Below are 23,174 nucleotides of genomic sequence, written 5' to 3'. Positions count from 1 at the left end.
CGCTGCCTGCCTTGACCCCGGTGCGCGCTAGACTGACGGGCTGGTCGGCATCGCGTCGAACCCACACCGAGTCGAGGAGTATGCCGTGCCCAGGGAAATTGGCGAGAAGGTCGTATCGACCAATCGCAAGGCACGCCACGATTACCTCATCGAGGAGACCTACGAGGCCGGAATGGTGCTCAGCGGCACCGAGGTGAAGTCTCTGCGGGCCGGCCGGGCCTCTCTAGTGGACGGCTACGCCTTCATCGAGAACGGCGAGATCTGGCTCGACGCCGTGCACATTCAGGAATACGTCGCCGGAACGTGGACCAACCACCCGCCGCGGCGCAAACGCAAACTCCTGATGCACAAGCAGGAGATCATCAAAATCAGCCACAAAACCAAAGAGGGCGGTTACACGCTCGTTCCGCTGCGGCTGTATTTCAAGAACGGCAATGCCAAGGTGGAGATCGCGGTCGCCAAGGGCAAGAAGGAATACGACAAGCGTCAGACGCTGCGCGAGCGTCAGGACAAACGCGAGTCCGACCGGGCCATCTCGGCCCGCAAGAACCTGGGCGACTAGCCCTCCGCCCCTGTTGTGTTGTATACTGAGGGGCTGTACGAAGCGGTCGACCTGATCGGGTCGAGCAGATTGAAAACTCAACAGCGTGTGACAGTAACCCACTCGAATGCCGGCATGCCGACAGTGAGTGCACATGGGGATGATCGGTTTCGACATTGCCTGCGCAATTATGAGAAGCGGGTCGAGGATGCAGGGTTATCTCGTAAACGATCTCTGCAAAACAATAAGTGCCAAATCAAACCGCACTGACTTCGCCCTCGCTGCCTAAGCGAGCGCACTAAGAAGTCCGCCAGGCCGGGAATGCTCTCTACCCGGATCCTGACGTCATTTAGAGAGATTGCTCCTACTCTGAGCCGCGGGGTGTAGGGGGACTTGAACGAGGGCTGGGCTTGTCGGATTAGATGCCAGTGGCAAATTCCGGAGCCGAGTAGAACGATTTCACTGGATACACCCGTAGAAGGCATATGACCACAGCAGTGGACCGGGGTTCAATTCCCCGCATCTCCACCACCGGTTGCTGTTACACGCTGAAGAGATGAAAGGCCCGAACCCCCACCTGGGGATCCGGGCCTTTCGGCATTGTGGCCGAGGTTGTGGGGGAAGATAGGGCCGGGAGGAAGCGCATGGCGGTTGGCTGGGTGAAGAGGTGGGTGCCGGGTGTCGACACCGCGCTGAACTACCGGCGCGCGTGGCTGTTCCCCGACCTGCGGGCGGGGCTCGTGCTGACGGCCCTGCTGATCCCGGTGGGCATCGGCTACGCCGAGGTGGCGGGCCTGCCGCCGGAGACAGGACTGTACGCCACGATCGTTCCCCTCGCGGCCTACGCCGTGTTCGGACCGTCGCGGGTGCTGGTGCTCGGCCCCGACTCGGCCCTGGCTCCGATCATCGCGGCCGTGATCCTGCCGCTCGCCCTCGGCGACGACGAGCGCGCGGTGGCCCTCGCCGGACTGCTGGCGATCATGGTCGGCCTGATCCTCCTCCTGGGTGGACTCCTACGCCTCGGATTCGTGACCGACCTGCTCTCCAAGCCCATCCGGGTCGGCTACCTGAATGCCCTCGGACTGCTGGTGATCGTCTCCCAGCTACCGGCGCTCCTGGGGTTCTCGATCGACTCGGGTTCGCCGTTCGCCGATGTCTCTGCCATCGTGACCGCGATCGCCGGCGGCGAGGTCAACCCCTCAGCGCTGCTCTTCGGCCTCGGGTCGCTGCTCATCATCGTCGGTCTGTCCTGGGGTAAATCGAAGATTCCCGGTGTGCTCGTGGCGGTCGTGCTGGCCACGGTCCTGACTGCCGTGCTGGGGCTGCAGAACACCCTGCCCGTCGTCGGGGCCATGCCTCAGGGCCTGCCCGCGCCGGCGCTCGGCGGTCTGGTCTGGGCGGATGTCGCGGCGCTGGCCCTCCCGGCCCTCGGCGTGGCCCTGATCGCCTTCGCCGACACCGCCGTGCTGTCGCGCACGTTCGCGGCGCGGCGCGGAGAGAACGTCGACGGAAGCCAGGAGATGGCGGCGATCGGCCTGTCGAACATCGCGGGCGGCCTGTTCGGCGGCTTCGCCATCTCGGCGTCGTCTTCTCGAACGCCCGTCGCCGAGAACGCAGGTTCACGCACGCAGCTCACCGGGGTCGTCGGGGCGGTGCTGATCGTGGTGTTCATGCTGCTCGCGCCCGGCCTGACCGAATTCCTGCCCTCGGCGAGCATCGCCGCGGTCGTCATCGTAGCCGCCGCCGGGCTGATCGACGCGAAGGGCCTCATCGCGCTGGTGCGGATGAACAAAGTGGATGCCGCGCTCTCGATCGCGTCCTTCCTCGGCGTTCTGGTGGTGGGAGTGATCGAGGGCATCGGGGTGGCGATCGTGCTGTCGCTCGGAGCCTTCGTGAGTAATGCCTGGCGACCCTACCGGGCCGAGCTCGGCCGCATCCATGGGCTGCGCGGGTACCACGACCTGTCCCGGCATCCGGAGGGCGAGCGGTTGCCCGGCATCGTCATCGTGCGCTTCGACGCGCCGCTGTTCTTCGCCAACGGCGGGATCTTCGACGACTACGTGCGTCGCGTCGTCACCGAGGCCGGCAGTGACGTGCGCACCGTCATCCTGGCGGCCGAGCCGATCACGGACATCGACACGACCGCCGTGGAAGAGCTGCTCGAACTCGACGCATTCCTCGCCTCCCGCGGCATCACCCTGATCTTCGCCGAGATGAAAGGGCCGGCGAAGGACCACCTGCGCGACTACGGCTTGAGCCGACGGTTCCCGCCGGAGCGGTTCGCGGGCACCGTCGGCGAGGCCGTCGACGAGGCCACCGGAACCCTGCGCGGCGACCTCGAGGGCACGGAATGGGACAGCGAACCCTGACGTCCAGCGTCAGGCGTCAGGCGTCAGGCGTCAGACGCCGGCGAGCCAGAGGTCGGGGCCGAAGATCTCGTAGTGGATGCGGTCGGCCGGCACGCCGGACTCCAGCGCCTGGGAGCGCAGGCTGCGCATGAATGGGAGCGGGCCGCAGAGGTAGACCGAGGCATCCTCCGGGATCGTCACGTTCTCCAGTGACATGAAGCCCTCGTGGTGGCCCTCGCTCGGGATCTCCAGCCAGAGTTCCAGTTCGGCCGCCTCCAGGAGCGCGATGTCTTCGCTCATCTGGTCGCGCAGCGCCCAACGCTCGAGGTTGCTCTCGGCGTGCAGCACAAGGACCTCGCGCTTCGAGCCGGTGTCGACCAGGGAGCGCAGGATGGACGCACTGGGCGTGCAGCCGATTCCGGCCGAGGCCAGGATCAGCGGGCCGGTGCCCTGATCGAGCGTGATGTCGCCGCACGGAACCGACAGGATGAGCGTGTCGCCGACCTGCACGTCACGGTGCAGCACGGGGGAGACCTCGCCGTCGGCGTCGAGCTTGGTGGTGAAGACGCGCGTCGTGGCCGTGCCGGCCGACAGCGAGTACTGGCGCACTTGGCGGATGCCGTCGGGCATGGTGGCCGTCACGCTGACGTACTGGCCCGGCAGGGCGGGTGTCACGGGGGTGTCGTCGGCCGGCTCGAGGGTGAACGTGACGGCGTCGGTTCCGGCAGATTCCTTCTTCACGACGGTCCAGGGGGCGAGCGGCTTGTCGCTGGCGAGACCGGCGTAGAGGCCCTTCTCCATCTTGATCAGGGCGTGGGCCATCAGCCAGTAGACCTCGGTCCAGGCGCCGGCGATCTCGGCAGTGATGACGTCGCTGAGTTCGTCGGCGATGGCCTCGAAGAGGTACTTGTAGACGATGTCGTACTGCTCCGGCTGGATATCGAGGGAGATGTGCTTGTGGGCGATGCGGGACAGCATGGCCTCAGGCGTGGTATCGGGGTTCTGCACCAGGTAGGTGGCGAAGACGGCGATGCTGCCGGCCAGGGCCTGCTGCTGCGAACCGTTCTTCTGGTTGGACCGGCTGAACAGGCCGTCGAAGAGTTCGGGGTGAGCCGTCAGCATCCGGCCGTAGAAGTTCTTCGCGATCTCGGGCATGCGCTCGCCCACCAGGGGCAGAGTCGCTTCGATGAGGGGCAGTGACTGGGTGGATAGCATGCTGACTCCAAGCAATTGAGGGACGTGCTCAAAAGTAGCATTTTCTATACTGATTAAGGGGCGGGCCCGATTACCCCTGATCGGGGCGGCGTTCCGGCGAGTGTACCCAGGCGAACAGGCTGGGAGTGGCGAAGCCGATGTGGGGAAGTCCCGCGATCACGATGCCGTCGAGTTCGGCGTAGAACGCCTCCCGGGCCCGGCGGAGCGCACGCCGGAGACCGCAGCCGCCGCTGAGTGGGCAGTCGCCGTGAAGTGTCTCGCAGTCGGCGACATCGGTGCGGGTGTCGAGCTGTCGCAGCAGCCAGCCCACCGTGGCCGTGCGCCCGGCCGGGCTGATCCGAACTCCGCCGGTGCGGCCCCGCAGCGACTCGACGAGTCCCAGCTCGCGGAGCCGCATGACGGCCTTGCTGACGTGGCTATAGGGGGTGGCCACAGCCTCGGCGATGACCCGCGAGGTCGCCAGCTCGCCCTCGGGGAGCGTCGCCAGGAACATGAGCGCCCGGAGGGAGACGTCCGAGAAGGCTGTGATCCGCATGAATCAAGAGTACGGCCGAGAGTCAGCGGGTTGGTGCGGTCAGCGGGCTGCGCCGGCCAGAGTCCCGGTCACGGCGCCGGCCGGGTCGGTGAGGAGGCAGGACACCTCGCGGCCGTCCGGGCTCCCCGTCTCGTCCGCTTCGACCCAGCTCCGCTCCGTGGGCGTGAGGTAGGCGAAGTCCAGGGACGACACGGTGTACTCGACCAGCACAAAGTCCTCGAACAGCGACCCGCAGCCTGATTCTGCGGCCGCGGTCACTTCATTGTCGCCGGGGAAGGTGTCTCCCGGCACGGGGAACCGGGCGAACACCTCGAACTCGTGTCTCTCGCCGCAGGGGACACGAGGAACTGTCCGCGCGTTCACGTCGAGACCCTCCGAGACCTCGCGCAGGCAGTCTCCGACGAAAAGGTCGGCGACCGCCGTGACCTCGCCGAGAGCGGATGCCGGCACGGGCGCCACGCTCCGGACCGGGGTCGGCAGCATGTCGCCGATCACGCTGCAGCCGGTGAGGCTGCCGGTCAGAACGCAGGCTGCCACGATCAGCAGGGCCGGGTTTCGGGGACGCGTGCGCGGCCGGGTCATCGGTCAGCGGGTCGGCGTGCTCGGGGACGCGGGGGCATCCGTGTCGGTGCTAGCAGCGCCGAGGGCCTGCAGGGTCGGTTCGTGCAGGAGGCCATTGGTGGCCAGTGCGCTGCCGTGCCAGGGGCCGGGCCGCCCGTCGGCGGAGGTGAACCGGCCGCCGGCCTCCTGCACGATCGGGGCCAGGGCCGCCAGGTCGTAGGGCTGGAGGTCGTATTCCGCGACGATGTCGAGCAGGCCCTCGGCGAGGAGCATGTAGGACCACATGTCGCCGTAGGCGCGGGTGCGCCAGACCTGGCGGGACAGTGCGACCAGTTCGTCGAGGTGACCGGTCTGGTCCCACTGCTGGATGCTGTTGTAGCTGAGCGAGGCGTCGGCGAGCCGGGCGACGCCGGACACGCGCAAACGAACGGGGTCGGCTCCGGGGGTGCGCTCGTCAGTCATCCAGGCGCCGCCGCCGGAGCGCGCCCACCAGCGCTTGCCGAGGGCGGGGGAGCTGACCATGCCCACCACGGGAACGCCATCGACGGCGAGGGCGATGAGGGTGCCCCAGATCGGGATGCCGCGCAGGAACCCGGCCGTGCCGTCGATCGGGTCGATGATCCACTGCCGCACGCTGGTGCCCTCGGTGCCGAATTCCTCGCCGAGGATGCCGTCTGCCGGGCGCCGTTCGGACAGGGCGGTGCGGATGGCGCGCTCCACGGCCTGGTCGGCATCCGTCACCGGGGTGCGGTCGGGTTTGGTCGTGACGACGAGGTCCATTGCGGTGAATCGGTCGCGCGAGATCGCATCGGCCAGATCGGCGAGCTCGGCGGCGAGCTGGAGGTCGTCATCGAGGGAGTAGTTCTGAGGCTGGGTCACAGTCCAAGACTAGTAATTTTGGCGCGACTCACCGGGTTGCGCCCCGATTCGCGCCCGGGGTGATCGGGCTGTTAGTATCTAGAGTCGGTTCGGGTCGCCCCGGGTCGGACAGTAACAGAATAAGCACCTCTAGCTCAATTGGCAGAGCAACTGACTCTTAATCAGTGGGTTCCCGGTTCAAGTCCGGGGGGGTGCACCAAAAACCCCCTCTCATTAGGTATTTACCAAATGAGAGGGGGTTTCTTTTTGCCCGCAGTCAGGATTTAGTCAGGATGATTCCTGACTCAGTGCCTTCTCTCGTGCAGCGGATACGGCACCGGCTACTTCATCGAGACGGTCAGGCCAGAGGTGCCCGTAGGTGTTCAGGGTCAACGTAGCGTCAGCGTGCCCCAGCATTCGCTGGATCACCTTCACATCGGCTCCAGCTTCGATTGCTCGGGAGGCCGCAGTGTGCCGCAGGCTCTTGGGGGTCAACCCCCGACCGTCAAGCCCGGAGCCAGCTACCGCAGCAGTCCAAACCCGGGATCTCCAGTTGTGCACATTCACCGACTTACCGAGGGTGGAGGTCACGAGGGGAGCAGTCGCTGCACGACCGGCAGTCAGCGCAACCAGGGCATCCAAGATATGTGGAGCAATTGGAACGTCTCGGCGCTCGCCGTGTTTCGGTGGGCCAAAGATTTCTTTGCCGGCTGCATCGATAGTGAGTGTCCGGCGAATCTGGATTCGGCGCTCCGTAAGCGCTACGTGCTTCACCTGAAGCGCGACGACTTCACCCGGGCGTAGGCCTGCATACGCCATTAGCTCGACCATGAGGGCATCTGAACGGTTGTCAGCGACCTTATGCGCGGCATCGGCCAGCGCCTTCACTTCAGTGTGGGTGAGTGTGTCAATCTCCTTGTGCGGGGTCTTTGGAAGCTCCACCCCAACGCATGGGTCTCCGGTGATCCAACCGAGGTGCAGAGCGTTGGCTACAGCAGCCCTGAAGGGCACCCAGACGGCTGTGATGCCGTTGGGGCTTAGCCCGCCACCGTGGACAGTTCTATCCTCTGCATGGGGTGCTGAGCCGTCTGCGAGCGCGGTAACCCACTCGTCTATTTCAGTCTTCTCGATGGTTGAAAGTTTGCGGGTTCCCCACTTGGGCAGCACCCACACATCGAGTGCATCCCTGTACCGCTTCAGGGATGAGCCTGTAGGTTTCTTCTTCCCTGAGAACCACGCGTCAGCAGCAGCGGCAAAATTCTTGTTCGCCAGCTCAGGTGCCCGGTAGGTGCCCGCCCGGAGGGAATCCTCCATTTTCGCGCGGTAGGCCTCAGCGTCAGCTTTCTTTGCGAAGGACTTGGACGTTTCACCTTTACCGGCCTTAGTCGGGTCTATCCATACTGCGCGCCAGCGCGAGCCTTTGCCCCAAGCGGCGTTTTTGGTGCCGTCTACCGTGTTCCACCGGTCATTGATCCAAACTTTCATGCCTGAGCCTTTTCGATAGCCATTCTCATCCGTATAACATTAATATGACCTTCCCACAGACTCCCGACAGACCCCGGTTGCTCAGACCGGATGACGCAGCCCGCTACCTGTCAAGGTCAGCCGCTGCACTCGCACAGCTTCGCTACCGGGGGACCGGCCCGAAGTACGTCAAGACTGGGCGACTGGTGCGTTACCGGCTGGCAGATCTGGAGGCTTGGGCGACGGCGGGGGAGCGCACGACGACCTAGCCCAACGTGGTGCGCGAGCTGGTGAACGCCTCGTGCGCCGAGAGTGGCCGTGGCTTCTATCTCTCAGATGATTGGCAAGCCCGACAGGGCAGACAGAAGCCCCGGCGATTAGGTGGAAACTCCCCGCCGGGGCTGATCAAGACTCTACAGCAATTATAACGAAATGGTAACGGTGACAGCTTGGTAACGCTTTCCGGAAATCCCGGGCCAGCCTATGACCGGTGCCGATAGTACTAAGTGAGGGTGGAAACTTCTAAGCCGACGAATCGCCCCTTCCGCTCCTTTCGTGAGTCCTCCGGGATTGTAAATCGAACAGGAGTCAGAGACTGCTAGACGGTGCTCTGAGGGAAGGGTGTGTTCTTCTTCCGACAGGAAGAAGATAGAGATCTAGCTCCAATTCCATGGGCAGTACCCCCTCCACATCACGTGTACCTACAGGGGTAATTCATGAAAACCAGCTCTAATCCTTCCTCCTCAGATTCCTACTCAAAAACGTTCCGCTCCGGAGCATCTGACGCACATCCCAGCCGACGAAGTAAGAGGGATTATCCCTCCAAGGATCAGATCCAGCTATTCAAGGATCTGATGGTGCGTACTGGTATCGCTCCTACCTCCTCACTCGTGAATATGCTCAAGAAGATGACCATCACAGAGGCCAGTGGGAAGATCGCGGTTCTCCTCCAAGCGGCGGAAGCCGTAGAGGCAGCCCGCAGTGCACATCCGGACGGTCCACGCTCCACAGCTCACCAGATGACCGACTGGGGCCAGTACAAGGCAAAGCTGAGGGAAGAGATCACCCCAGCGGAGCTGGCTCACGTGCTCAATCTCTCCGTCAATGCCATGAGGCAGGAGACAGCACAGCTCAAGTCTCGTTTCTGGAAAATGGAAGACTTCGCAGGCCGTACTACGGAGTGGCGAGAGGTACGCGGGATGTACTCACCAGAAGACATCCAGGCCGGGGCAGACCACAGGGAGCACGAGCACCAGCACACCATGGCAGAGGCCACAGCACGTCACCAGAGGCAGCAGGAGGCCAGCCTGAAGGCCGCGCCAGAAGACATGCGGGATCTCCTCAGTCTCTAGCTAGATCTAGTTGGACTCCCTGTCCTACTCGTGGTGCGGGATCTCCCCAATCGGTCGATACCGGCAACTCAGAGTGAGAACAGGTAGCTCCTAACGGGTGCTGAAACGTACCCCGGGGCGAGTTTCTTCACTCAAAGTCAAAAGTGCCGATAGTAACTGTGTGCAGGAAAACAAAGCAGGCAGACCGTGCAAGGTGTGCACCTCCGGCGAGCGCTCCAATATCGAGAAAATGCTGGTCTCAGGTGCCGGGGGAATTTCGACAATATCGGGAGTCTCAGCGGTCTCAGCGGTCTCAGCGGTCTCCGCAAGGTTCACCATTTCTCCGTCCTCGCTGTATCGGCATATCAGCTCCCATATGGCTCCGCTGCTTCGGGGTGCAATCAGAGGCAGCGAGACACTCGACACCACTTCCCTGATGGAACGGATCCAAGCAATCGCAGACGACGCTCTCAGCGCTCGCCGGAGTGCACAGGCAACAGGATCAACGATCACAGCTCTGAAGGCCGGAGATCACGAGCTGAAGGCTCTCAATACCCTCATGGAGCGACTGGGAATCGACAGCACGGAGACCATTGATCTCCTCGTGGCATCGAAGGCCCTCCTCCGGTCAGTGGGAGCTTTCATAGCCCAGAATCCACTACCGGGATCACTCTTGATAGATGAGCTTGCGAAGCGCTCCCCAGAACTTGCTGACTCCTACAGGGAGATCCAGGCCAAAGCAACATCCCTTGAAAGGTCTTCAAAATGACACAAACACCTCATCTCCCCGTACAGCCGGGAGATGTCATTCATTTTCTCGTTACCGGCCTTTCGGTATTCGATTTCCCGGGCCGTGGGCATGTCGCTCGTCAGGGTGACGAGCTGACTATCACCCCGGAGCTGATCACTGCGAGCTGGGATGGTTCAAATCACTCATGGCTGGAGCTGGCAGACAATCCAGCCGCACAGCTCGCACGATACGGGGCCGTTCACTTCGGTATCGGACCCTATCCAGCCAACACAGACGACTGAAAGGAATCATCATGACCACCACAAAGAGCGCAACTCTCACAGCCCTGAAGGCTGGAGATCAGATCCACATCCTCCAGAGCGGTCTGACCGTCGCCGTGAGCAACGGTTACACAACCGGGGGTGCCGTACTGAAGCGGGGCCAGACCATCACGCTGACTGACGCAATGATCTTTGAGAACCAAGACCGCAATGGAGATAGCTTCCTCGACCTTGATGCAGCCGGTCAGGTCCAGAAATTTGGCCGAGTAATGTTCGCACGAGGACCGTGGCTCAGCTCAGAGACCGTGCTCGTTCCCGGCTCAGTCGAGCATGTCGCAGAGCGTGAGCGCCGCCGACTCGCAGCATGGGCCATGCCTGACGAAGTAGAGCGCGGAGAGGCTCTCCGTGCCGTCTCAGAGGAGTTCGGACCAGCCGCAAGCAAGCAGAGCACCACGAAGTATTCGGGAGCCTGAGAATGGCGAGCACGCGTGCAACGACGATCAGATTTCGTCAGCTCATTTCCCTTTGGATCACGGCAGAGACCGGGATCAGGACCAGACCACGGCCCTACGCAGTCACCATGGCACAGGCTCTCGCTCCCGACTTCGAGACCGGGCACATCTTGGGTCTGAGGGATCTAGGAACCAAGACCGCCGAAGGCGCTAACGGCGTGACCGTCAACACACACCACGAGCGCGATTTTCTCCCGGGCCAGCAGGTCAACCGGGCACGAATCGACGCGGAGCAGGCAGGGAATGAGCTGTACTTTGCAGTGCAGTTTCGGCAGGGTCAGGCCTCGCCGGATGACAATCTTGTGTTTACAGATGTCGCCACCCTCACGAGGCTCCTGAAGCGGATTCAGGCCTCCACATGACCGACAGGGAGGGCGCTGGTCAAAACGCCGCACGCGCCCTCCTGAATGACCTCCTGTGGGTGCTGGAGGAAGTGGCAGCCGGAAGGATCCACGCCACTCCCGCGCAGTTGTCAGCCCTGCGGGATTTCAAGAAAACAGCACAGGCGCTCGCCGTAGCCAACAGGTAGAAAGATCGGCTAGCTGCGGAAGTGGCACAAGTACTCGACGGTCAGCTTGTGCCATTTCCGGGGTCAGCCGCGAAACCTGGCCTCAGTGCCCCGGTCCTTAGACTCCATTAGGACCGGGGCACTTTTCCGTAAACAAATCGTAGAGAACATACCCGAGAGAATGGATGTTCTCTAGGATAGGTGTTAATCTTGAACCATGACTTCAGCACTCCTCCCCGCCGCTCCGGTTCACAACCTCGCCAACATTGCGGCCACCTTGGACGCGTCCGTGGCTGAGTCCACGCTGAAGGCGTACAACATTGCCCAGCAGAAATTCCGGAGCTACTGCGGGGAACGTGGCTGGAGCCTGTACCCCACGGATGCATCCGACTCCGGGCTGTACGTTGCACAGGTGCTCTCCTACCTTCAAACGCTGGCTGACGATGGGAAGTCCGTGTCCACGGTGAACAAGAACCTGAGCGGAATCAAGTTCTTCGCATCCCGTGAGTCCCACTTGGGATTCATGATCTTGAACTCCTCCCGTGAGGTCAAAGCATTCATGGCCGGGATCTCCCGCACCAGCAAGACCACAGTCGTGCGGAAGGCCCAGGCGCTCACGCTGGAGCAGCTTGGACAGGTCCACAGGAGCCTCCAGCGCCGCACAGCTAAAAACCTCCGGAACCGTGCCCTGATCGCCCTCGGTATCGGGGCGGCGCTCCGGAGCCAGTCTCTCGCTGACCTCAATGTTTCGGACGTGACTTCAGCGCTCGCCGTGAATGGTCTCAATGTGCGGATCCGGTGGAGCAAGACGGACCAGACCGGGGAAGGCCGAGAGGTCACGATTGCACGGGCATCGAATCGGAAGATCGATCCGGTACGCGCCATTCAGGACTGGATCGACTATCTCGGCTCGCTCGGGGTCACGGCTGCGGCCACGCCGGATGCTCCACTCTTTCCCCACGTGCGGGGAGCCAGCGTTCAGGTCGGAGAGCGCCTCAGCAACGCCTCAGACGCGGTTAGCCACATCGTGCGCGGAGTGCTCCTGAATGCTGGTGTCGTGACCGAGAGCGGCGCACAGGCCTATTCGAGCCACAGCCTCCGATCCACCTTCATCACGCTCTCGGCACAGGCCGGGGTGACAGAGGCGAAGGTGGCCGCAATCTCCGGACACAAGAACATGAATATTCTCAGAGGCTATGACCGCACCAGCGAGGAGCTGGCAGCTCAGACTGAGTACCTCGGGAGCTAGTAAGTATCTCCGAGACGGAGAACAGTGGGTCGCTCCCGGCCTGAGGCCACTGCTCAGCTCGCCGTCTAGCCGACCTCAATGCGGTCGGTCGCGTGAAGTGCTGCATCGATCAGCAGCGAAATGAATGCACTGGACGAAATGAGCGTGTACTTGGCCGTTGCCTGATCGACTGTGGGTGGAGCCTGAGCCGAGTGACGGATCCCGCCTTCATCGCTCGCCCAGCCGTACATCGCCTTCCAGGCCTTGAGCTGAGCTGGATGCGTGACAATCCCAACTGATGCGAGCTTGTCGAGCGCCTTCCCCAGCGTCGTCTCACCAGTTAGAGCTTCCCCCATCGACTCAACTGCTGACAGGCTCTCCTTTACGGAGTTGGCGTAATCTGGCCTACTTCGATCCGAGAGCTTGGCTAGCGCGGTCTTCAGGTGGTGCCGTGCGCCAGCGTACTGGTCCGTGGCATCCCGAGCAGCCTCAATTGCTGCCAAAGCATCCGGAGAATCAATCGGGGTGATCATCTCATCTATGAAGCGATAGCCGACTAGGTGATGTTCGAAAAGGGAATTGAACACCTTTGAGAGCGCCTCCGACCAACGGCGCTTGAACCTCTTGTTCACGTTACGAACCACGAACTCCACGACGTTGAACATCTCAAGCCACGATGATTCGAGGATGGTTTTCTTGACCATCTGCCAGACCCGCCCGGAGTCCCAGAATTCGTCCAAGGGGAGCTTGTAAAACCGCGACCAGATGTCGGTGGCGAACTTTTCGCCTTCCATCCGATACTGCTGACCAGAGTTGTCGTCTTGGAATAGCACAAGGACGTTCCACATGGCGATTCGAGTTTCACTGTCAAACGAATCAATCTGAATCGCGGACCTCTTGGCCGTGTAGCCGTTTCGTTCGGCAAATGTTTGCATCTGAAAATTTCTTCCTGAACTTCGTTCTTTGATTGCCGGAATGGTCAATCGCATACGGGCAGGCTGGGCCCTACGTTGTGGGGATTTGCCTCACGGGGACAGATGCCTTCTTGGGACTGCCGAAGACTGTGTTTGCGTCCTTGAGGAACACACCAATCAGTTCGCCCTTCTCGTACAAGAAATCCTTGTGGCCGAGATCGTTTCGGATTGCTCGGAGAAGGCCCTCGAATGCGATCATCACCGCCTTGGTGTCGCCGCTCTTCTCTCGGCCCACTCGGGTGAAGTGGTTCCACGCCCGAATAACACCCCCAGAACCAAATGTGAGGAGCGGAGCGGGGACACTCGCAAAGATGGCCAGCATCTCGTCGGAGGTCGCCTTTCCTCCGCTCGCAATGCCCAGAGTGGATATCAACTGCTGTATCAACCGGTCGTAGAATTCCGTTTTCTGTTGACGCACGGCGTTCTCACGGGACTTGCCTTGTTCGAGCGACTTCGTCGTGAAGTACGTGATGATAGGCACGATCAAGAGGGCTGACACACTTGCGACAACGGCCATTGTTTGTGGTGGCAATGCGAGAAACCACTTCCCGGTTTGACTCAATGGCACGCTGACGAGGCCAAGTCCGAGCCCGAATCCTGCCAAGACAAGCAACAGGCCACCAACGGCTTTCAGCCGAGCTAGCACGGGATCCCATTCCCGAGGGCGGACGGGCTCAGCTCGTGTTTATAAGACATGGCAGTGAGGCTCTGTTCAGAGGGACTCCACCCGTTCCAGACGCGAATTCGTCCGCCCTTGGTTGCGTACTCACCGTTGCTCAGTCGCTCGAATTCAATCTCGTCCACGACGACCAAGTCCATGCTCTCGAACCCCCGGGCGTGGATCACCTCGTTCCGTGTGAGGAGGACGGAATCGACAGCCCCGGATGATCCCTTTACCTCGATGCGCCGCTCATCACCGCCAAGCATCAACTTGATATCGAAGGGTTTGCCAAGCTCCAAGATGTCTGTGGCCCCGAGTTCTACATAGTGCTCGACCGCCTTCTGAACGGCGTGTAGCTCGATAGCGACCTTGAGTTTCGCGTCACGTAGCCAACCTTGTCCGCCTCCGTGGCCGTTCGGTGTCGTCTTGGTGTCGGGGAGTAGGGGGAAGTCGTTCGGCTCGGCATCAAGCTCCAACGAGCCGACCGACTCAATAACCGGGATCAGCTCCGCCGGAAACTTGGTCAGGTAGGACTGCATCGCTCGAAGCTGACGGCCCCCGTAGACGTAGAAGGGCGCGTAGGAGAAACCTTCTAGTGTCGAGACGATCTGCGGGAAGATACTCTGCAAATCGGCGCTGGTAATCGGGGCATCGAGAAGGTGCAGCGCCCCAAGCGGCATGATCCAGTTCGGGACATCCACATGATGCCGTGCGGAGTCCTTTGCGCCGGGAGAAGTCCATGACATGGTCGATTCCGAGAGCGGACCAACCGCCCTTGACCAGCCGACAATGGCCGGCTCTCCGACCAGCTTCTTGTGCCAGTGGATGACGATATCCCCGGGCCGAACATGGGTCACAAGTTCGTAAGACCACTCGGGTTTGAGTGCGATGTTGTACTGAGGGGCTGTCAGCTCACCACCAAGATCGGGTCTATCCGTTATTTCCATCCAATATCGCTGACTCAATTGGCCGTCCCACCACGCTTTTATCGCCATGTCCAGAGACTATCGGCAGGATTGTCACCTCCTCGATGAGGACGAGCGCGGGAGGACAGCTCCGGCAGCCACTGAAGCGTGAAACGGAGTCAAGATCCCGGTTCCAGTCCTCCTTGGTTGATGGATCCCGTTTTGGGGGGTGTTCTCAGTTCTTCTGCCGATTCCGGCCCACAGTAGATTTCACGTAAGTATGCACTCGGGGGTGAGTGCAGTGACATGGGGGATCGAATGACCGACGATACGCAACAACCATCTAAGAAGGCACTGCCGGAGCACACCGGTTCGGCTCAATCCGCGTCGTCGGGCAGGAACTGGAAAAAGGGGCTCAATTCCCCGAAGTGGCTTCAGGCGAAGAATCACACTGCGCGGTCATTGGGAATCACAGCGGCGGCAGTTCTGGTCGCTGGTGTAGTCCTCGGCGGCGTGCTCGGAGTCATCACCCGGCCAGCCGTGGCAACCACCGAGGAGTACCTCGTAATGGAAGCCAACTTGACCGAAAAGGTCGAAGTAATGTCGGACAAGTTCCAGGCGGCGAACGAGAAAGTCCAAGATGCACGGGACAGAAACGCTGAGCTGATTGATCGGGAAGTTGCTGTGGCTGATTCCGAAGCCACGCTGCTGGCTGATCAGGCCTCGCTGAAAGCGGGTCAGGACGCATTGGCTGCCTCAACGCAGCAAGTTGCAAAGGACCAGTTTTCCGATGGAATGCACTTGGTCGGGACCAATGTCACACCGGGCACCTACGCGATTAGCACCAGTACGCGGTGCTACTACGCCTGGAAATCGGGAACGGGTAGTGACGCTGAAATCGTTGACAATGAAATCGTGAATGGACCAGCGACCGTGACGCTCAAGGCGGGCGAAGTATTCGAGTCCAACCGATGTGGGAAGTGGACCAAGGTCGGCTAAACGGGACTGAATGGGGAGTGACAACTGATGAGAGAAATAGGCGACTGGCCTCAGCTCGGTAACGTCCACAAGGACGGTGGCAGGTATATCGGCCACGAGGACGGCTCGGTTGACGCGTTCAATCGTGCGGGCACGCCGACCGTCAATAAGTTGCTCCAGTCATCAGTGACTGAGCGTGTGGGTGGAGTTCGGCTTGACGACGAATTGGCGGTGTCGTTCGATGGGACGCACTGGTGGGCCGCGACAGAAGCTGGCTCTGTTGGTCGCCTCACATGGTCGCTGGCAATCGAAATCAAGAAGCCCTGGAACGATTTCGCAATCGTCTTGCCACGGCGAGGGACGCTGACAGTCAGGCGGCTGCTTTTAGACCGTAACGGCGAGGTCATCAACTGCGGTGGGATTGTCCGGCCCTTCTAGCGCGGTCCTGTGGACAACTCCGGCGAGCGCCGCAATTCATGAAATAGGCTCCCGAGCATGGACGACCTAGACGACCTCGACACGCCGAACTGTCCGGACTGCCTCGTGCGTATGGAGGCAGTGGGCAGAGGCTTGTCAGTCTGGTGGCAGTGCCCGGGATGTGGCCTCAAGAAGCTCTGACCGGCATACCGTCCGGCGAGCGCCGCATCTACCTCTCAGCGGCCCTGTGAGCCCATCTGAGACCTCTTGGCGCTCGCCGGGTCCAGCTCGTTTAATCGCCGGTCACGTGTGCTTAAAACCGATTAGCACACGTGGCGGCAGCGAGACCCGGCGAGCGCCATGATCCAGAAATAGGCTCCCGGATCCAGTCAGGATTTGGTCAGGATGACAATCGAAAGCTATGTGAGATCCCGTGAACAAACGCGAAGCTCGATTTCGAGAAAATAGCTATTCATCTGGTGTTTATGAGGTGCCGTGATGCGTCGTTATTTCGTGTGAGTTGCCAGATTTGAACAGTGGGTTCCCGGTTCAAGTCCGGGGGGGTGCACCAACAGGTCCCCTTCATCAGGTTTCGCCGGATGGAGGGGTTTTTTGTGTCCCCGGTCGGTGGTCGCGCGAGTCGGTGATCGAGCCTGTCGAGACCAGGCGAGACGCCCTCCGGAGGTTCCCGTGCGTCGCGGCGCACGTTCCGGAAGCGGGCGCACGTAGAACATCCGCCGCGATCCACAGCCTGAGCCACGGGACCGACTGAACCTGAACAGAAATACGAGACTACTGTCCACAGCAGGTGAGTAACCCTCGACTATATGTGCTCTAAATGGTATTTTCATTTCATGATCAACCACGCGGAAGACCTCAGGCGGGCGGCCGATGCCGTGGCCCTGTTGGGTTCCTCGAGCGCGGACTATGAAGCCCTGCCCGACGCCGCGCTACCGGCAGGGCAGAAGCAGATCGCGGCCGCCCGGCGCCTCCTGGACACCCATTCCGCGTGGATGGCCGCGACCATCGCCCGCCGCTCCCGGCCCGAGCTCGGGCACTCGGGTCTGGTCGCGCAGCAGGGTTTCCTGTCCCCGGAGGCTCTGATCCAGAAGTGGACCGGCTCGTCGAAGGGCGACGCGTACAAGCTGGTCGCGGTCGGCACCATGATGGCCGACACCGAGGCGGCCGAGAAGCTCGTCGAAGCCGCCCTCTCGTCGCCCGACATTGATGCCGCCGGCATGGCCGGATTCGTCGCAAAGGTGCCCTGGCAGGCCCCGATCGCCCGGGCCGTGACAACCGGCACCCTCTCCGTCGACGCGGCGGAGTCGATCCGGGCCGGGCTCGGTCAGATCGATGCCGCGGTCACGGCCGAGAAGCTCGGGGCGGCACTCGAGACGCTGTTGGCCGAGGCGTCGACTCTGAACGCCGACGAGGTCTTCAAACGCGCGAGACGGATGCGCGACCGGCTCGACGAGGCCGGCATCGCCGCCCGCGAGAAACAGGCCCACGACGACCGCTACCTGAAGGTCTACCGGCTCAGCAACGGCAACGTACGCCTGAACGGGCTCTTCGCCCCGGAAGACGGCGAATTCGTGCTCTCCACCTTCGACTCCATCACCGCTCCCCGCCGCGGCGGAGTGAGGTTCGTCGACCCGCAGCGGGCCGCCTGGGCCAAACGCCTGCAGGAGGACCCGCGCAGCACGGAGCAGATCGCCGCGGACTCCCTGGTGCAGCTGCTCAAGATCGCGGGTGAGGCCGACCCCGACCGGGTGTTCGGCGGGCGCCGCCCCGCGGTGCGTGTGATCGTGACCGAGAAGGCGCTCCCGGCTGGGCAGCCGAAAGCCACGGAACCCGCCGAGCCCGCCGAGCCCGCCGATTCCGCCGAGCCCGCCGATTCCGCCGAGCCCGCCGCTCACGGTCAGATCGAGGGAAACCCGGTCCCGATCTCGCAGGAAACCATCGACCGGCTGCTCTGCGACACCGGAACCCGCGGCATCCAGCTCGACGCAGAAGGCCAGATCATCAACGTCGGCAGTGACGAACGACTCTTCACAGAGAAACAGCGCGCCGCGATGGCCGTACGCGACGGCGGATGCCTCTGGGTCGACTGCGACCGATCACCCGCCTGGACCGAAGCCCACCACAGCGACGAATGGCTGAAAAACAACGGCTACACCGACCTCGCCGACGGAGTACTCCTCTGCCACCCGCACCACCTGCTGCTGCACAACCAGCACTGGACGATCCTCCGCAACGGGACCGACTACTGGCGCCGGCCGCCAATAGAAGTGGATCCGGAGCAGAAACTGATCGCACTGCCGAGCAAACGCTAGCTCTGGCTCCTGGTCTCGACAGGCTCGACCAGCGTCGCGGGAACCTTCGGCGGATGGGTCGCCTGGTCCCGACCGGCTCGACCAACGTCGACAGGTCCGGCCCCGCCGAAGCCGACCCGGCGAACCAGACCCCGGCTGACCAGGCCGCCTCCCGAGGGGTGGGTCGCGGAATGCGCAATCCGGCAGCCCGGTCTACTCTGACTCCGACCGAGCGGGACGCACCGAAGACCCGCTGACTCACGACCAGACTCACTCACGACCAGACGGAGGACCTCGGATGCTGTCGAGCTACCTGATCGCCGAATCGTACGGCCGCATCCGCGGGGTCGTGCACGCCGTGCTCCAGGATGCCGGGGCGGAACTGCTGACCTTCCGGCCCCACTCGGAGGCGAACAGCATCGCGTGGCTGATCTGGCACCTGACCCGGGTGCAGGACGACCACCTGAGCGAGATCATGCAGGAGGACCAGCTCTGGATCAGCGGCGGCTGGGCCGACCGGTTCGCACTGCCTTTCGACCGCGCCGCCACCGGGTACGGACAGACCGCCGAGGAGGTCGGTCAGCTGCGCGCGGACGCATCCGATCTCGGCGGCTACTTCGACGCCGTGCACTCCCGCACCATCGCGTGGCTGCCCACCCTCGCCGAGTCGGACTATTCCCGCGTCGTCGACACCCGGTGGACGCCGCCGGTCACGCTCGCAGTGCGCCTGGTCAGTGTGCTCGTCGACGACCTCCAACACGCCGGCCAGGCCGCCTATGTGAGCGGCCTGGCGCAGCGCGCCGGTCACTGAGCTGCGCCCTCGACCGACCGGCTCGACCGACCGGCTCGACCGACCGACCGGCTCAGCGGCGCCAGGCGTATTCGTTCTCGGGCCGCCCCGGCGTGCCGTAGCGCGGGGACCGGTCGAGTAGTCCGGTGTCGGCCAGATGCTCGAGGTAGCGCCGGGCGGTCACCCGGGAAATTCCCAGCTGCTCCGTGACCTCGCTGGAGGACAGTGGCACGGTCTGAAGCTTCAGCAACTCGATCACCGCGCCCAGAGTGCTCTCCGCCAGACCCTTCGGTCGAGGCAGCTCGGTGGGCGTGCGCAGGCTCGCGAACGCCTGGTCCACGTCGTTCTGGCTGGTCATCGCGGATTGGCTTCCCAGGTGTAGCCGGAAGTCCCGGTACTGCACCAGCTTCTGCGCGAAGGTCGCGTAGCTGAACGGCTTGATCAGGTATTGCACGATGCCGGCCGCCACCGCTCCGCGCACGATGTGCAGTTCGCGCACCGCCGTGATGGCGATGATGTCGGTGGTCAGGCCGGCCGCGCGCATCCGTCGGCTCACGTCGAGGCCGTGCAGATCGGGCAGGGTCATGTCCATCAGCACCAGGTCGATGGGCTGCCCGGCGGCCACGGCCGCGGCCAGGGCGCGCAGGGCGGAGTGGCCGTCGCCGGCGGTGCCCGCGTGCACGAAGCCGGTCAGGCGGCCGAGGTAGGCCGTGTGCGCCTCGGCGGCGATGGCCTCGTCTTCCACGACGAGCACCCGGATGTCCCGGTCAGCCATGCGATCCGCCCACCGTTGCCGCGAGGCCGGGTTGTTTCGGCGCAGGGGACTGGCCCGGCTGCCGGGGGAGGGTGACCGTGAACACGGCGCCGTCCCGGCGGGTGATGCCGAGGCTGCCGCCGAGCCGGTTGACCGTCTGCCGCACCAGTGCCAGGCCGAGGCCGCGGCCGAAGGTGCCGGGCTCCTTGGTGCTGTAGCCGCGGCGGAGGATGTCGGTCACGGCGTCCGGGGCGACGCCGGGCCCGGAGTCGGCCACCTCGATCGTCACCGACGCGGGAGTGGAGCTGACCGCGAGGTGAACCTGGCGGGGCGCCTCGCCGCCGGCGGCGGCGTCGAGCGCGTTGTCGACCAGGTTGCCCACGACCGTGACCAGGTCTTGCGCGTTCAGCCCGGATTCGGCGAGGGTTCCGGCAGCCTCGACCGTGAGCAGCACACCCAGCTCGCTGGCCTGGGCGAACTTGCCCATCAGCAGGGCGCTGAGCACCGGTTCGTCCACCGAGTCGAGCATGTCGTCGGTGAGCTGCTGGCTCTGCGCCAGGTCCTTGGTGGCGAAGTCGAGGGCCTCGGCCCCGCGACCGAGTTCCATCAGGGACACGATGGTGTGCAGACGGTTCGCGTGCTCGTGGGTCTGCGCGCGGAGGGCATCCGAGAGGGTGCGCATCGACCGGAGTTCGCTGCCCATCGACTGCAGGTCGGTGTGGTCGCGGATGGTGGCAACCCAGCCCATCGGGGTGGGCCTGCTGCGGCCGCTTCCCGGTTTCAGCGCCGGTTGCTGACTGACGACCAGCACGCGCGTATCGGTGACGTGGATCTCGTCGGTGGCCGGGCGGCCGCTCTGCAGCAACTCGGCGAGCGCCGGGGGAAGATCCAGCCGGTCGAGGCCGTGCGCGGCGGCAGCGGATGACCGTCCGCCGGCCGGTGCGCGCGGCGGCAGGCCGAGCAGCCGGGCGGCCTGGTCGTTGTAGAGCACGACCTCACCCGTGAGACCGACGAGCACGAGCCCCTCCCGCACCGAATGCAGCACCGAGTCGTAGTAGACGAAAAGCTGGGCGAGCTGTTCGGGACCCCAGCCGAGGGTGACCCGGCTCAGGTAGCGGCCGAGCAGCCAGGCGGCGACGGTACCGGCGGCCAGCAGCATCAGGGCCACACCCAGCACGGCCGGCAGGCGGGCGCTCAACGCGATCGAGAGGTTGCTCGTCTTCACGCCCGCCGCGACCAGGCCCTGCACGGCACCCTGCTCGTCGGTGATCGGCACGACGGCCCGCACCGAGGGACCGAGTGTGCCCGTGGTCACCTCGGTGAACGGCTCCCCGGACAGGGCGGGCGTGACGGTGCCGATGTAGGGACGGCCGATCTCCGACTCTGTGGGGTGGGTCCAGCGGGTGCGGTCGGGCGACATGATCGTGATGAAGTCGAGGCCGGCATCCTCGGTGACCCGCAGGGCGTAGGGCTGCAGCACCGCGCTCGGATCGGCCGCGCGACTGGCTTCCAGCAGGAGCGGGTTGTCGGCGATGGCGGTGGCGACTGACAGCATCCGTTCCTCGGCGGCGACGAAACCGCGGTCGCGGGCGTCGACGAAGGCGGCGGTGCCCACGAACACGGTCATCGCGATGATGAGCAGGGCGTTCGCCAGGAACAGGCGGCGCGCAATGCTCCAGCCTCGCCCCATCGCATCCTTCTCCCATTTGCGCGGCCATGACCAATATGACCGCAACCGTGACGCGGGCGCTTCGGTCTACCAGTGTGAGATCCACAACGGATGGCCCGGGCGCACCAACGCCTCACCCCAGCCTAGTTACTAGACAAAGGAGTCTTTTATGGCATCAATGCCTCGCGCTCGGGCTGCACAGCCCGCGAAGAAGTTGGACAAGTCCCACTACCTGTACATGGCGGTCATCGTCGCCGTGATCCTCGGCGTCATCGTCGGTCTGATGTTCGGCGGCAAGGACGGCTTCGCCGTTTCGCTCAAACCGCTCGGCGACATCTTCATCGCCCTGATCAAGATGATGATCTCGCCGATCATCTTCTGCACGATCATCCTCGGCATCGGCTCCATCGCGAAGGCGGCCACAGTCGGCCGGATCGGCGGTCTGGCCCTCGGCTACTTCCTGACCATGTCCACCTTCGCCCTGGCCATCGGCCTCTTCGTCGGCAACCTGGTCAAGCCCGGTACGGGACTCGACATCAACGCGACCACCTTCGTGCCGCCGGAAGCCGCCGAGACGAACTTCTTCCTCGGCATCATCCCGACCACGCTGTTCTCCTCGCTGACCGCCGGCAACATCCTGCAGACCCTGCTGGTGGCCCTGATCGCCGGTTTCGCGCTGCAGAAGATGGGCCCGGCCGGCAAGCCGATCCTCGAGGGCATCGCGCACGTGCAGGCGCTGGTGTTCCGCATCCTGATCATGGTCATGTGGCTCGCGCCGATCGGTGCCTTCGGCGCGATCGCCGCCGTCGTCGGTGCCACCGGCATGCAGGCCGTGATCAGCCTCTTCACCCTGATGGGCGCCTTCTACGCCACCTGCATCCTGTTCATCGTGGTCATCCTCGGTGGGCTGCTCAAACTGGTCACCGGCGTCAGCATCTTCAAGCTGATGCGCTACCTCGGCCGCGAATACCTGCTGATCTTCTCGACCTCCTCCTCCGAGGCTGCGCTGCCGCGGCTGATCGCCAAGATGGAGCACCTCGGCGTCTCCAAGCCCGTCGTGGGCGTCACGGTCCCCACCGGCTATTCCTTCAACCTCGACGGCACCGCGATCTACCTGACCATGGCGTCGCTCTTCATCGCCACGGCCATGGGCCAGCCGCTCGCCCTGGGCGAGCAGATCGGGCTCCTCGCCTTCATGATCATCGCCTCCAAGGGTGCCGCCGGGGTGTCCGGTGCCGGCATCGCGACCCTCGCCGCCGGCCTGCAGGCCCACGCCCCGCAGCTGCTCGACGGGGTCGGCTTCATCGTCGGCATCGACCGCTTCATGTCCGAGGCCCGCGCGCTCACCAACTTCACCGGCAACGCCGTTGCCACCGTGCTGATCGGCTCCTGGACCAAGGAGCTCGACCGTGCCCAGCTCGACCGCGTTCTCAGTCGCGAGGAACCGTTCGACGAGACCACGATGATCGCCCACCACGGCCTGCCCAGCACCGCGGAGACGGCCGCGGAGAACGAGAAGGTCGCCCAGACCGCCGCACTGAAGGTCTGAGCCCGCCCCGAGTCGCCGTGCGCGGCCCGGCACGGATGTCCGCGGCGCAGGCC

26 protein-coding genes, 1 tRNA gene and 1 other RNA gene are annotated in these 23,174 nt (G+C 63.5%); 18 read left to right on the top strand and 10 right to left on the bottom strand.

The window, feature by feature from the left end; all coding sequences use genetic code 11:
• Positions 1-85: 85 nt before the first annotated feature.
• From smpB to E3T23_RS06640, 3 genes are all read left to right on the top strand, one after another.
• A complete protein-coding gene (gene smpB, locus E3T23_RS06650; protein ID WP_134362550.1) occupies positions 86-562 on the top strand; it encodes an SsrA-binding protein SmpB in 477 nt (158 codons plus the stop codon).
• A gap of 135 nt (positions 563-697) precedes the next feature.
• Positions 698-1,072: a transfer-messenger RNA gene (ssrA, locus tag E3T23_RS06645) on the top strand.
• Between the two features lie 113 nt (positions 1,073-1,185).
• The gene (locus E3T23_RS06640; protein ID WP_134369600.1) at positions 1,186-2,910 is read left to right on the top strand and encodes a SulP family inorganic anion transporter; all 1,725 of its coding nucleotides are present in this window, start codon (positions 1,186-1,188) and stop codon (positions 2,908-2,910) included.
• Positions 2,911-2,940: 30 nt separating this feature from the next.
• Here E3T23_RS06640 and E3T23_RS06635 read toward each other — a convergent pair whose 3' ends face one another.
• The 4 genes from E3T23_RS06635 to hisN all read right to left on the bottom strand — a co-directional run bounded on the left by E3T23_RS06635 (position 2,941) and on the right by hisN (position 6,079).
• Positions 2,941-4,104 carry a globin domain-containing protein gene (locus tag E3T23_RS06635; RefSeq protein WP_134369599.1) on the bottom strand — a complete coding sequence of 388 codons (1,164 nt, stop codon included), beginning with the start codon at positions 4,102-4,104 and terminating at the stop codon, positions 2,941-2,943.
• Between the two features lie 70 nt (positions 4,105-4,174).
• The gene (locus tag E3T23_RS06630; RefSeq protein WP_134369598.1) at positions 4,175-4,639 is read right to left on the bottom strand and encodes an RrF2 family transcriptional regulator; all 465 of its coding nucleotides are present in this window, start codon (positions 4,637-4,639) and stop codon (positions 4,175-4,177) included.
• A 39-nt stretch (positions 4,640-4,678) separates the two neighbouring features.
• Entirely contained in the window at positions 4,679-5,221 is a 543-nt protein-coding gene (locus tag E3T23_RS06625) for a hypothetical protein (protein ID WP_134369597.1), read from the bottom strand.
• A 3-nt stretch (positions 5,222-5,224) separates the two neighbouring features.
• Positions 5,225-6,079, bottom strand: coding sequence for a histidinol-phosphatase (hisN, locus tag E3T23_RS06620; protein ID WP_134369596.1), 855 nt, complete (start codon positions 6,077-6,079; stop codon positions 5,225-5,227).
• Positions 6,080-6,202: 123 nt separating this feature from the next.
• On the opposite strand from hisN, the gene E3T23_RS06615 reads away from it, so the two are divergent.
• A tRNA-Lys gene (locus E3T23_RS06615) sits at positions 6,203-6,278 on the top strand.
• Positions 6,279-6,346: 68 nt separating this feature from the next.
• Here the strand turns inward: E3T23_RS06615 and E3T23_RS06610 are convergent.
• Positions 6,347-7,543 (bottom strand): tyrosine-type recombinase/integrase, encoded by a 1,197-nt coding sequence (locus E3T23_RS06610; protein ID WP_134369595.1) that lies wholly within the window; start codon positions 7,541-7,543, stop codon positions 6,347-6,349.
• Between the two features lie 44 nt (positions 7,544-7,587).
• On the opposite strand from E3T23_RS06610, the gene E3T23_RS06605 reads away from it, so the two are divergent.
• From E3T23_RS06605 to E3T23_RS06575, 8 genes are all read left to right on the top strand, one after another.
• A complete protein-coding gene (locus E3T23_RS06605) occupies positions 7,588-7,791 on the top strand; it encodes a helix-turn-helix transcriptional regulator (RefSeq protein ID WP_134369594.1) in 204 nt (67 codons plus the stop codon).
• 447 nt (positions 7,792-8,238) lie between these two features.
• On the top strand, positions 8,239-8,874 hold the full coding sequence (locus E3T23_RS06600; RefSeq protein ID WP_134369593.1) for a hypothetical protein: 636 nt from the start codon (positions 8,239-8,241) through the stop codon (positions 8,872-8,874).
• A gap of 160 nt (positions 8,875-9,034) precedes the next feature.
• Positions 9,035-9,622 (top strand): hypothetical protein, encoded by a 588-nt coding sequence (locus E3T23_RS06595; RefSeq protein ID WP_134369592.1) that lies wholly within the window; start codon positions 9,035-9,037, stop codon positions 9,620-9,622.
• A complete protein-coding gene (locus tag E3T23_RS06590; protein ID WP_134369591.1) occupies positions 9,619-9,885 on the top strand; it encodes a hypothetical protein in 267 nt (88 codons plus the stop codon). The genes E3T23_RS06595 and E3T23_RS06590 overlap by 4 nt, the downstream gene beginning before the upstream one ends.
• 11 nt (positions 9,886-9,896) lie before the next feature.
• Positions 9,897-10,337 carry a hypothetical protein gene (locus tag E3T23_RS06585; RefSeq protein ID WP_134369590.1) on the top strand — a complete coding sequence of 147 codons (441 nt, stop codon included), beginning with the start codon at positions 9,897-9,899 and terminating at the stop codon, positions 10,335-10,337.
• Positions 10,338-10,444: 107 nt separating this feature from the next.
• Positions 10,445-10,738: a hypothetical protein gene (locus E3T23_RS06580; protein ID WP_134369589.1), complete on the top strand. Its 294-nt coding sequence runs from the start codon at positions 10,445-10,447 to the stop codon at positions 10,736-10,738.
• Positions 10,735-10,905 carry a hypothetical protein gene (locus E3T23_RS15185; protein WP_166806226.1) on the top strand — a complete coding sequence of 57 codons (171 nt, stop codon included), beginning with the start codon at positions 10,735-10,737 and terminating at the stop codon, positions 10,903-10,905. Before E3T23_RS06580 ends, E3T23_RS15185 begins: the two co-directional genes overlap by 4 nt.
• Before the next feature lie 196 nt (positions 10,906-11,101).
• Complete coding sequence (locus E3T23_RS06575; RefSeq protein ID WP_134369588.1) at positions 11,102-12,133, top strand: tyrosine-type recombinase/integrase; 1,032 nt, start codon at positions 11,102-11,104, stop codon at positions 12,131-12,133.
• Positions 12,134-12,198: 65 nt separating this feature from the next.
• Here the strand turns inward: E3T23_RS06575 and E3T23_RS06570 are convergent, their stop codons facing one another.
• From E3T23_RS06570 to E3T23_RS06560, 3 genes are read right to left on the bottom strand one after another with little or no spacing between them, the layout of a single operon-like run.
• The gene (locus E3T23_RS06570) at positions 12,199-13,101 is read right to left on the bottom strand and encodes an AbiJ-NTD4 domain-containing protein (protein ID WP_134369587.1); all 903 of its coding nucleotides are present in this window, start codon (positions 13,099-13,101) and stop codon (positions 12,199-12,201) included.
• Between the two features lie 16 nt (positions 13,102-13,117).
• Positions 13,118-13,732 (bottom strand): hypothetical protein, encoded by a 615-nt coding sequence (locus tag E3T23_RS06565; RefSeq protein ID WP_134369586.1) that lies wholly within the window; start codon positions 13,730-13,732, stop codon positions 13,118-13,120.
• Positions 13,726-14,742 carry a protein NO VEIN domain-containing protein gene (locus tag E3T23_RS06560; RefSeq protein ID WP_134369585.1) on the bottom strand — a complete coding sequence of 339 codons (1,017 nt, stop codon included), beginning with the start codon at positions 14,740-14,742 and terminating at the stop codon, positions 13,726-13,728. The genes E3T23_RS06565 and E3T23_RS06560 overlap by 7 nt, the downstream gene beginning before the upstream one ends.
• 228 nt (positions 14,743-14,970) lie before the next feature.
• Here E3T23_RS06560 and E3T23_RS06555 point away from each other — a divergent pair, with 228 nt between their 5' ends.
• The 5 genes from E3T23_RS06555 to E3T23_RS06540 all read left to right on the top strand — a co-directional run bounded on the left by E3T23_RS06555 (position 14,971) and on the right by E3T23_RS06540 (position 19,170).
• Positions 14,971-15,651 (top strand): hypothetical protein, encoded by a 681-nt coding sequence (locus E3T23_RS06555; RefSeq protein WP_134369584.1) that lies wholly within the window; start codon positions 14,971-14,973, stop codon positions 15,649-15,651.
• Positions 15,652-15,678: 27 nt separating this feature from the next.
• On the top strand, positions 15,679-16,068 hold the full coding sequence (locus tag E3T23_RS06550; RefSeq protein WP_134369583.1) for a hypothetical protein: 390 nt from the start codon (positions 15,679-15,681) through the stop codon (positions 16,066-16,068).
• Positions 16,069-16,901: 833 nt separating this feature from the next.
• A complete protein-coding gene (locus tag E3T23_RS06545; RefSeq protein ID WP_166806225.1) occupies positions 16,902-18,380 on the top strand; it encodes a DUF222 domain-containing protein in 1,479 nt (492 codons plus the stop codon).
• 53 nt (positions 18,381-18,433) lie between these two features.
• Positions 18,434-18,616, top strand: coding sequence for a hypothetical protein (locus tag E3T23_RS15180; RefSeq protein WP_166806224.1), 183 nt, complete (start codon positions 18,434-18,436; stop codon positions 18,614-18,616).
• A gap of 41 nt (positions 18,617-18,657) precedes the next feature.
• Positions 18,658-19,170, top strand: coding sequence for a mycothiol transferase (locus tag E3T23_RS06540; protein ID WP_134369581.1), 513 nt, complete (start codon positions 18,658-18,660; stop codon positions 19,168-19,170).
• 52 nt (positions 19,171-19,222) lie between these two features.
• Here the strand turns inward: E3T23_RS06540 and E3T23_RS06535 are convergent, their stop codons facing one another.
• Both E3T23_RS06535 and E3T23_RS06530 read right to left on the bottom strand, forming a co-directional pair.
• Positions 19,223-19,924: a response regulator gene (locus tag E3T23_RS06535; RefSeq protein WP_134369580.1), complete on the bottom strand. Its 702-nt coding sequence runs from the start codon at positions 19,922-19,924 to the stop codon at positions 19,223-19,225.
• Positions 19,917-21,593: a sensor histidine kinase gene (locus E3T23_RS06530; protein ID WP_134369579.1), complete on the bottom strand. Its 1,677-nt coding sequence runs from the start codon at positions 21,591-21,593 to the stop codon at positions 19,917-19,919. Before E3T23_RS06530 ends, E3T23_RS06535 begins: the two co-directional genes overlap by 8 nt.
• A 148-nt stretch (positions 21,594-21,741) precedes the next feature.
• Here E3T23_RS06530 and E3T23_RS06525 point away from each other — a divergent pair, with 148 nt between their 5' ends.
• Complete coding sequence (locus E3T23_RS06525) at positions 21,742-23,121, top strand: cation:dicarboxylate symporter family transporter (RefSeq protein WP_134369578.1); 1,380 nt, start codon at positions 21,742-21,744, stop codon at positions 23,119-23,121.
• The last annotated feature ends 53 nt before the right edge of the window (positions 23,122-23,174 follow it).

It is taken from the genome of Cryobacterium cheniae (genome assembly GCF_004403395.1).
GTDB lineage: Bacteria > Actinomycetota > Actinomycetes > Actinomycetales > Microbacteriaceae > Cryobacterium > Cryobacterium cheniae.
This window is presented reverse-complemented; position numbering and strand designations above follow the sequence as displayed.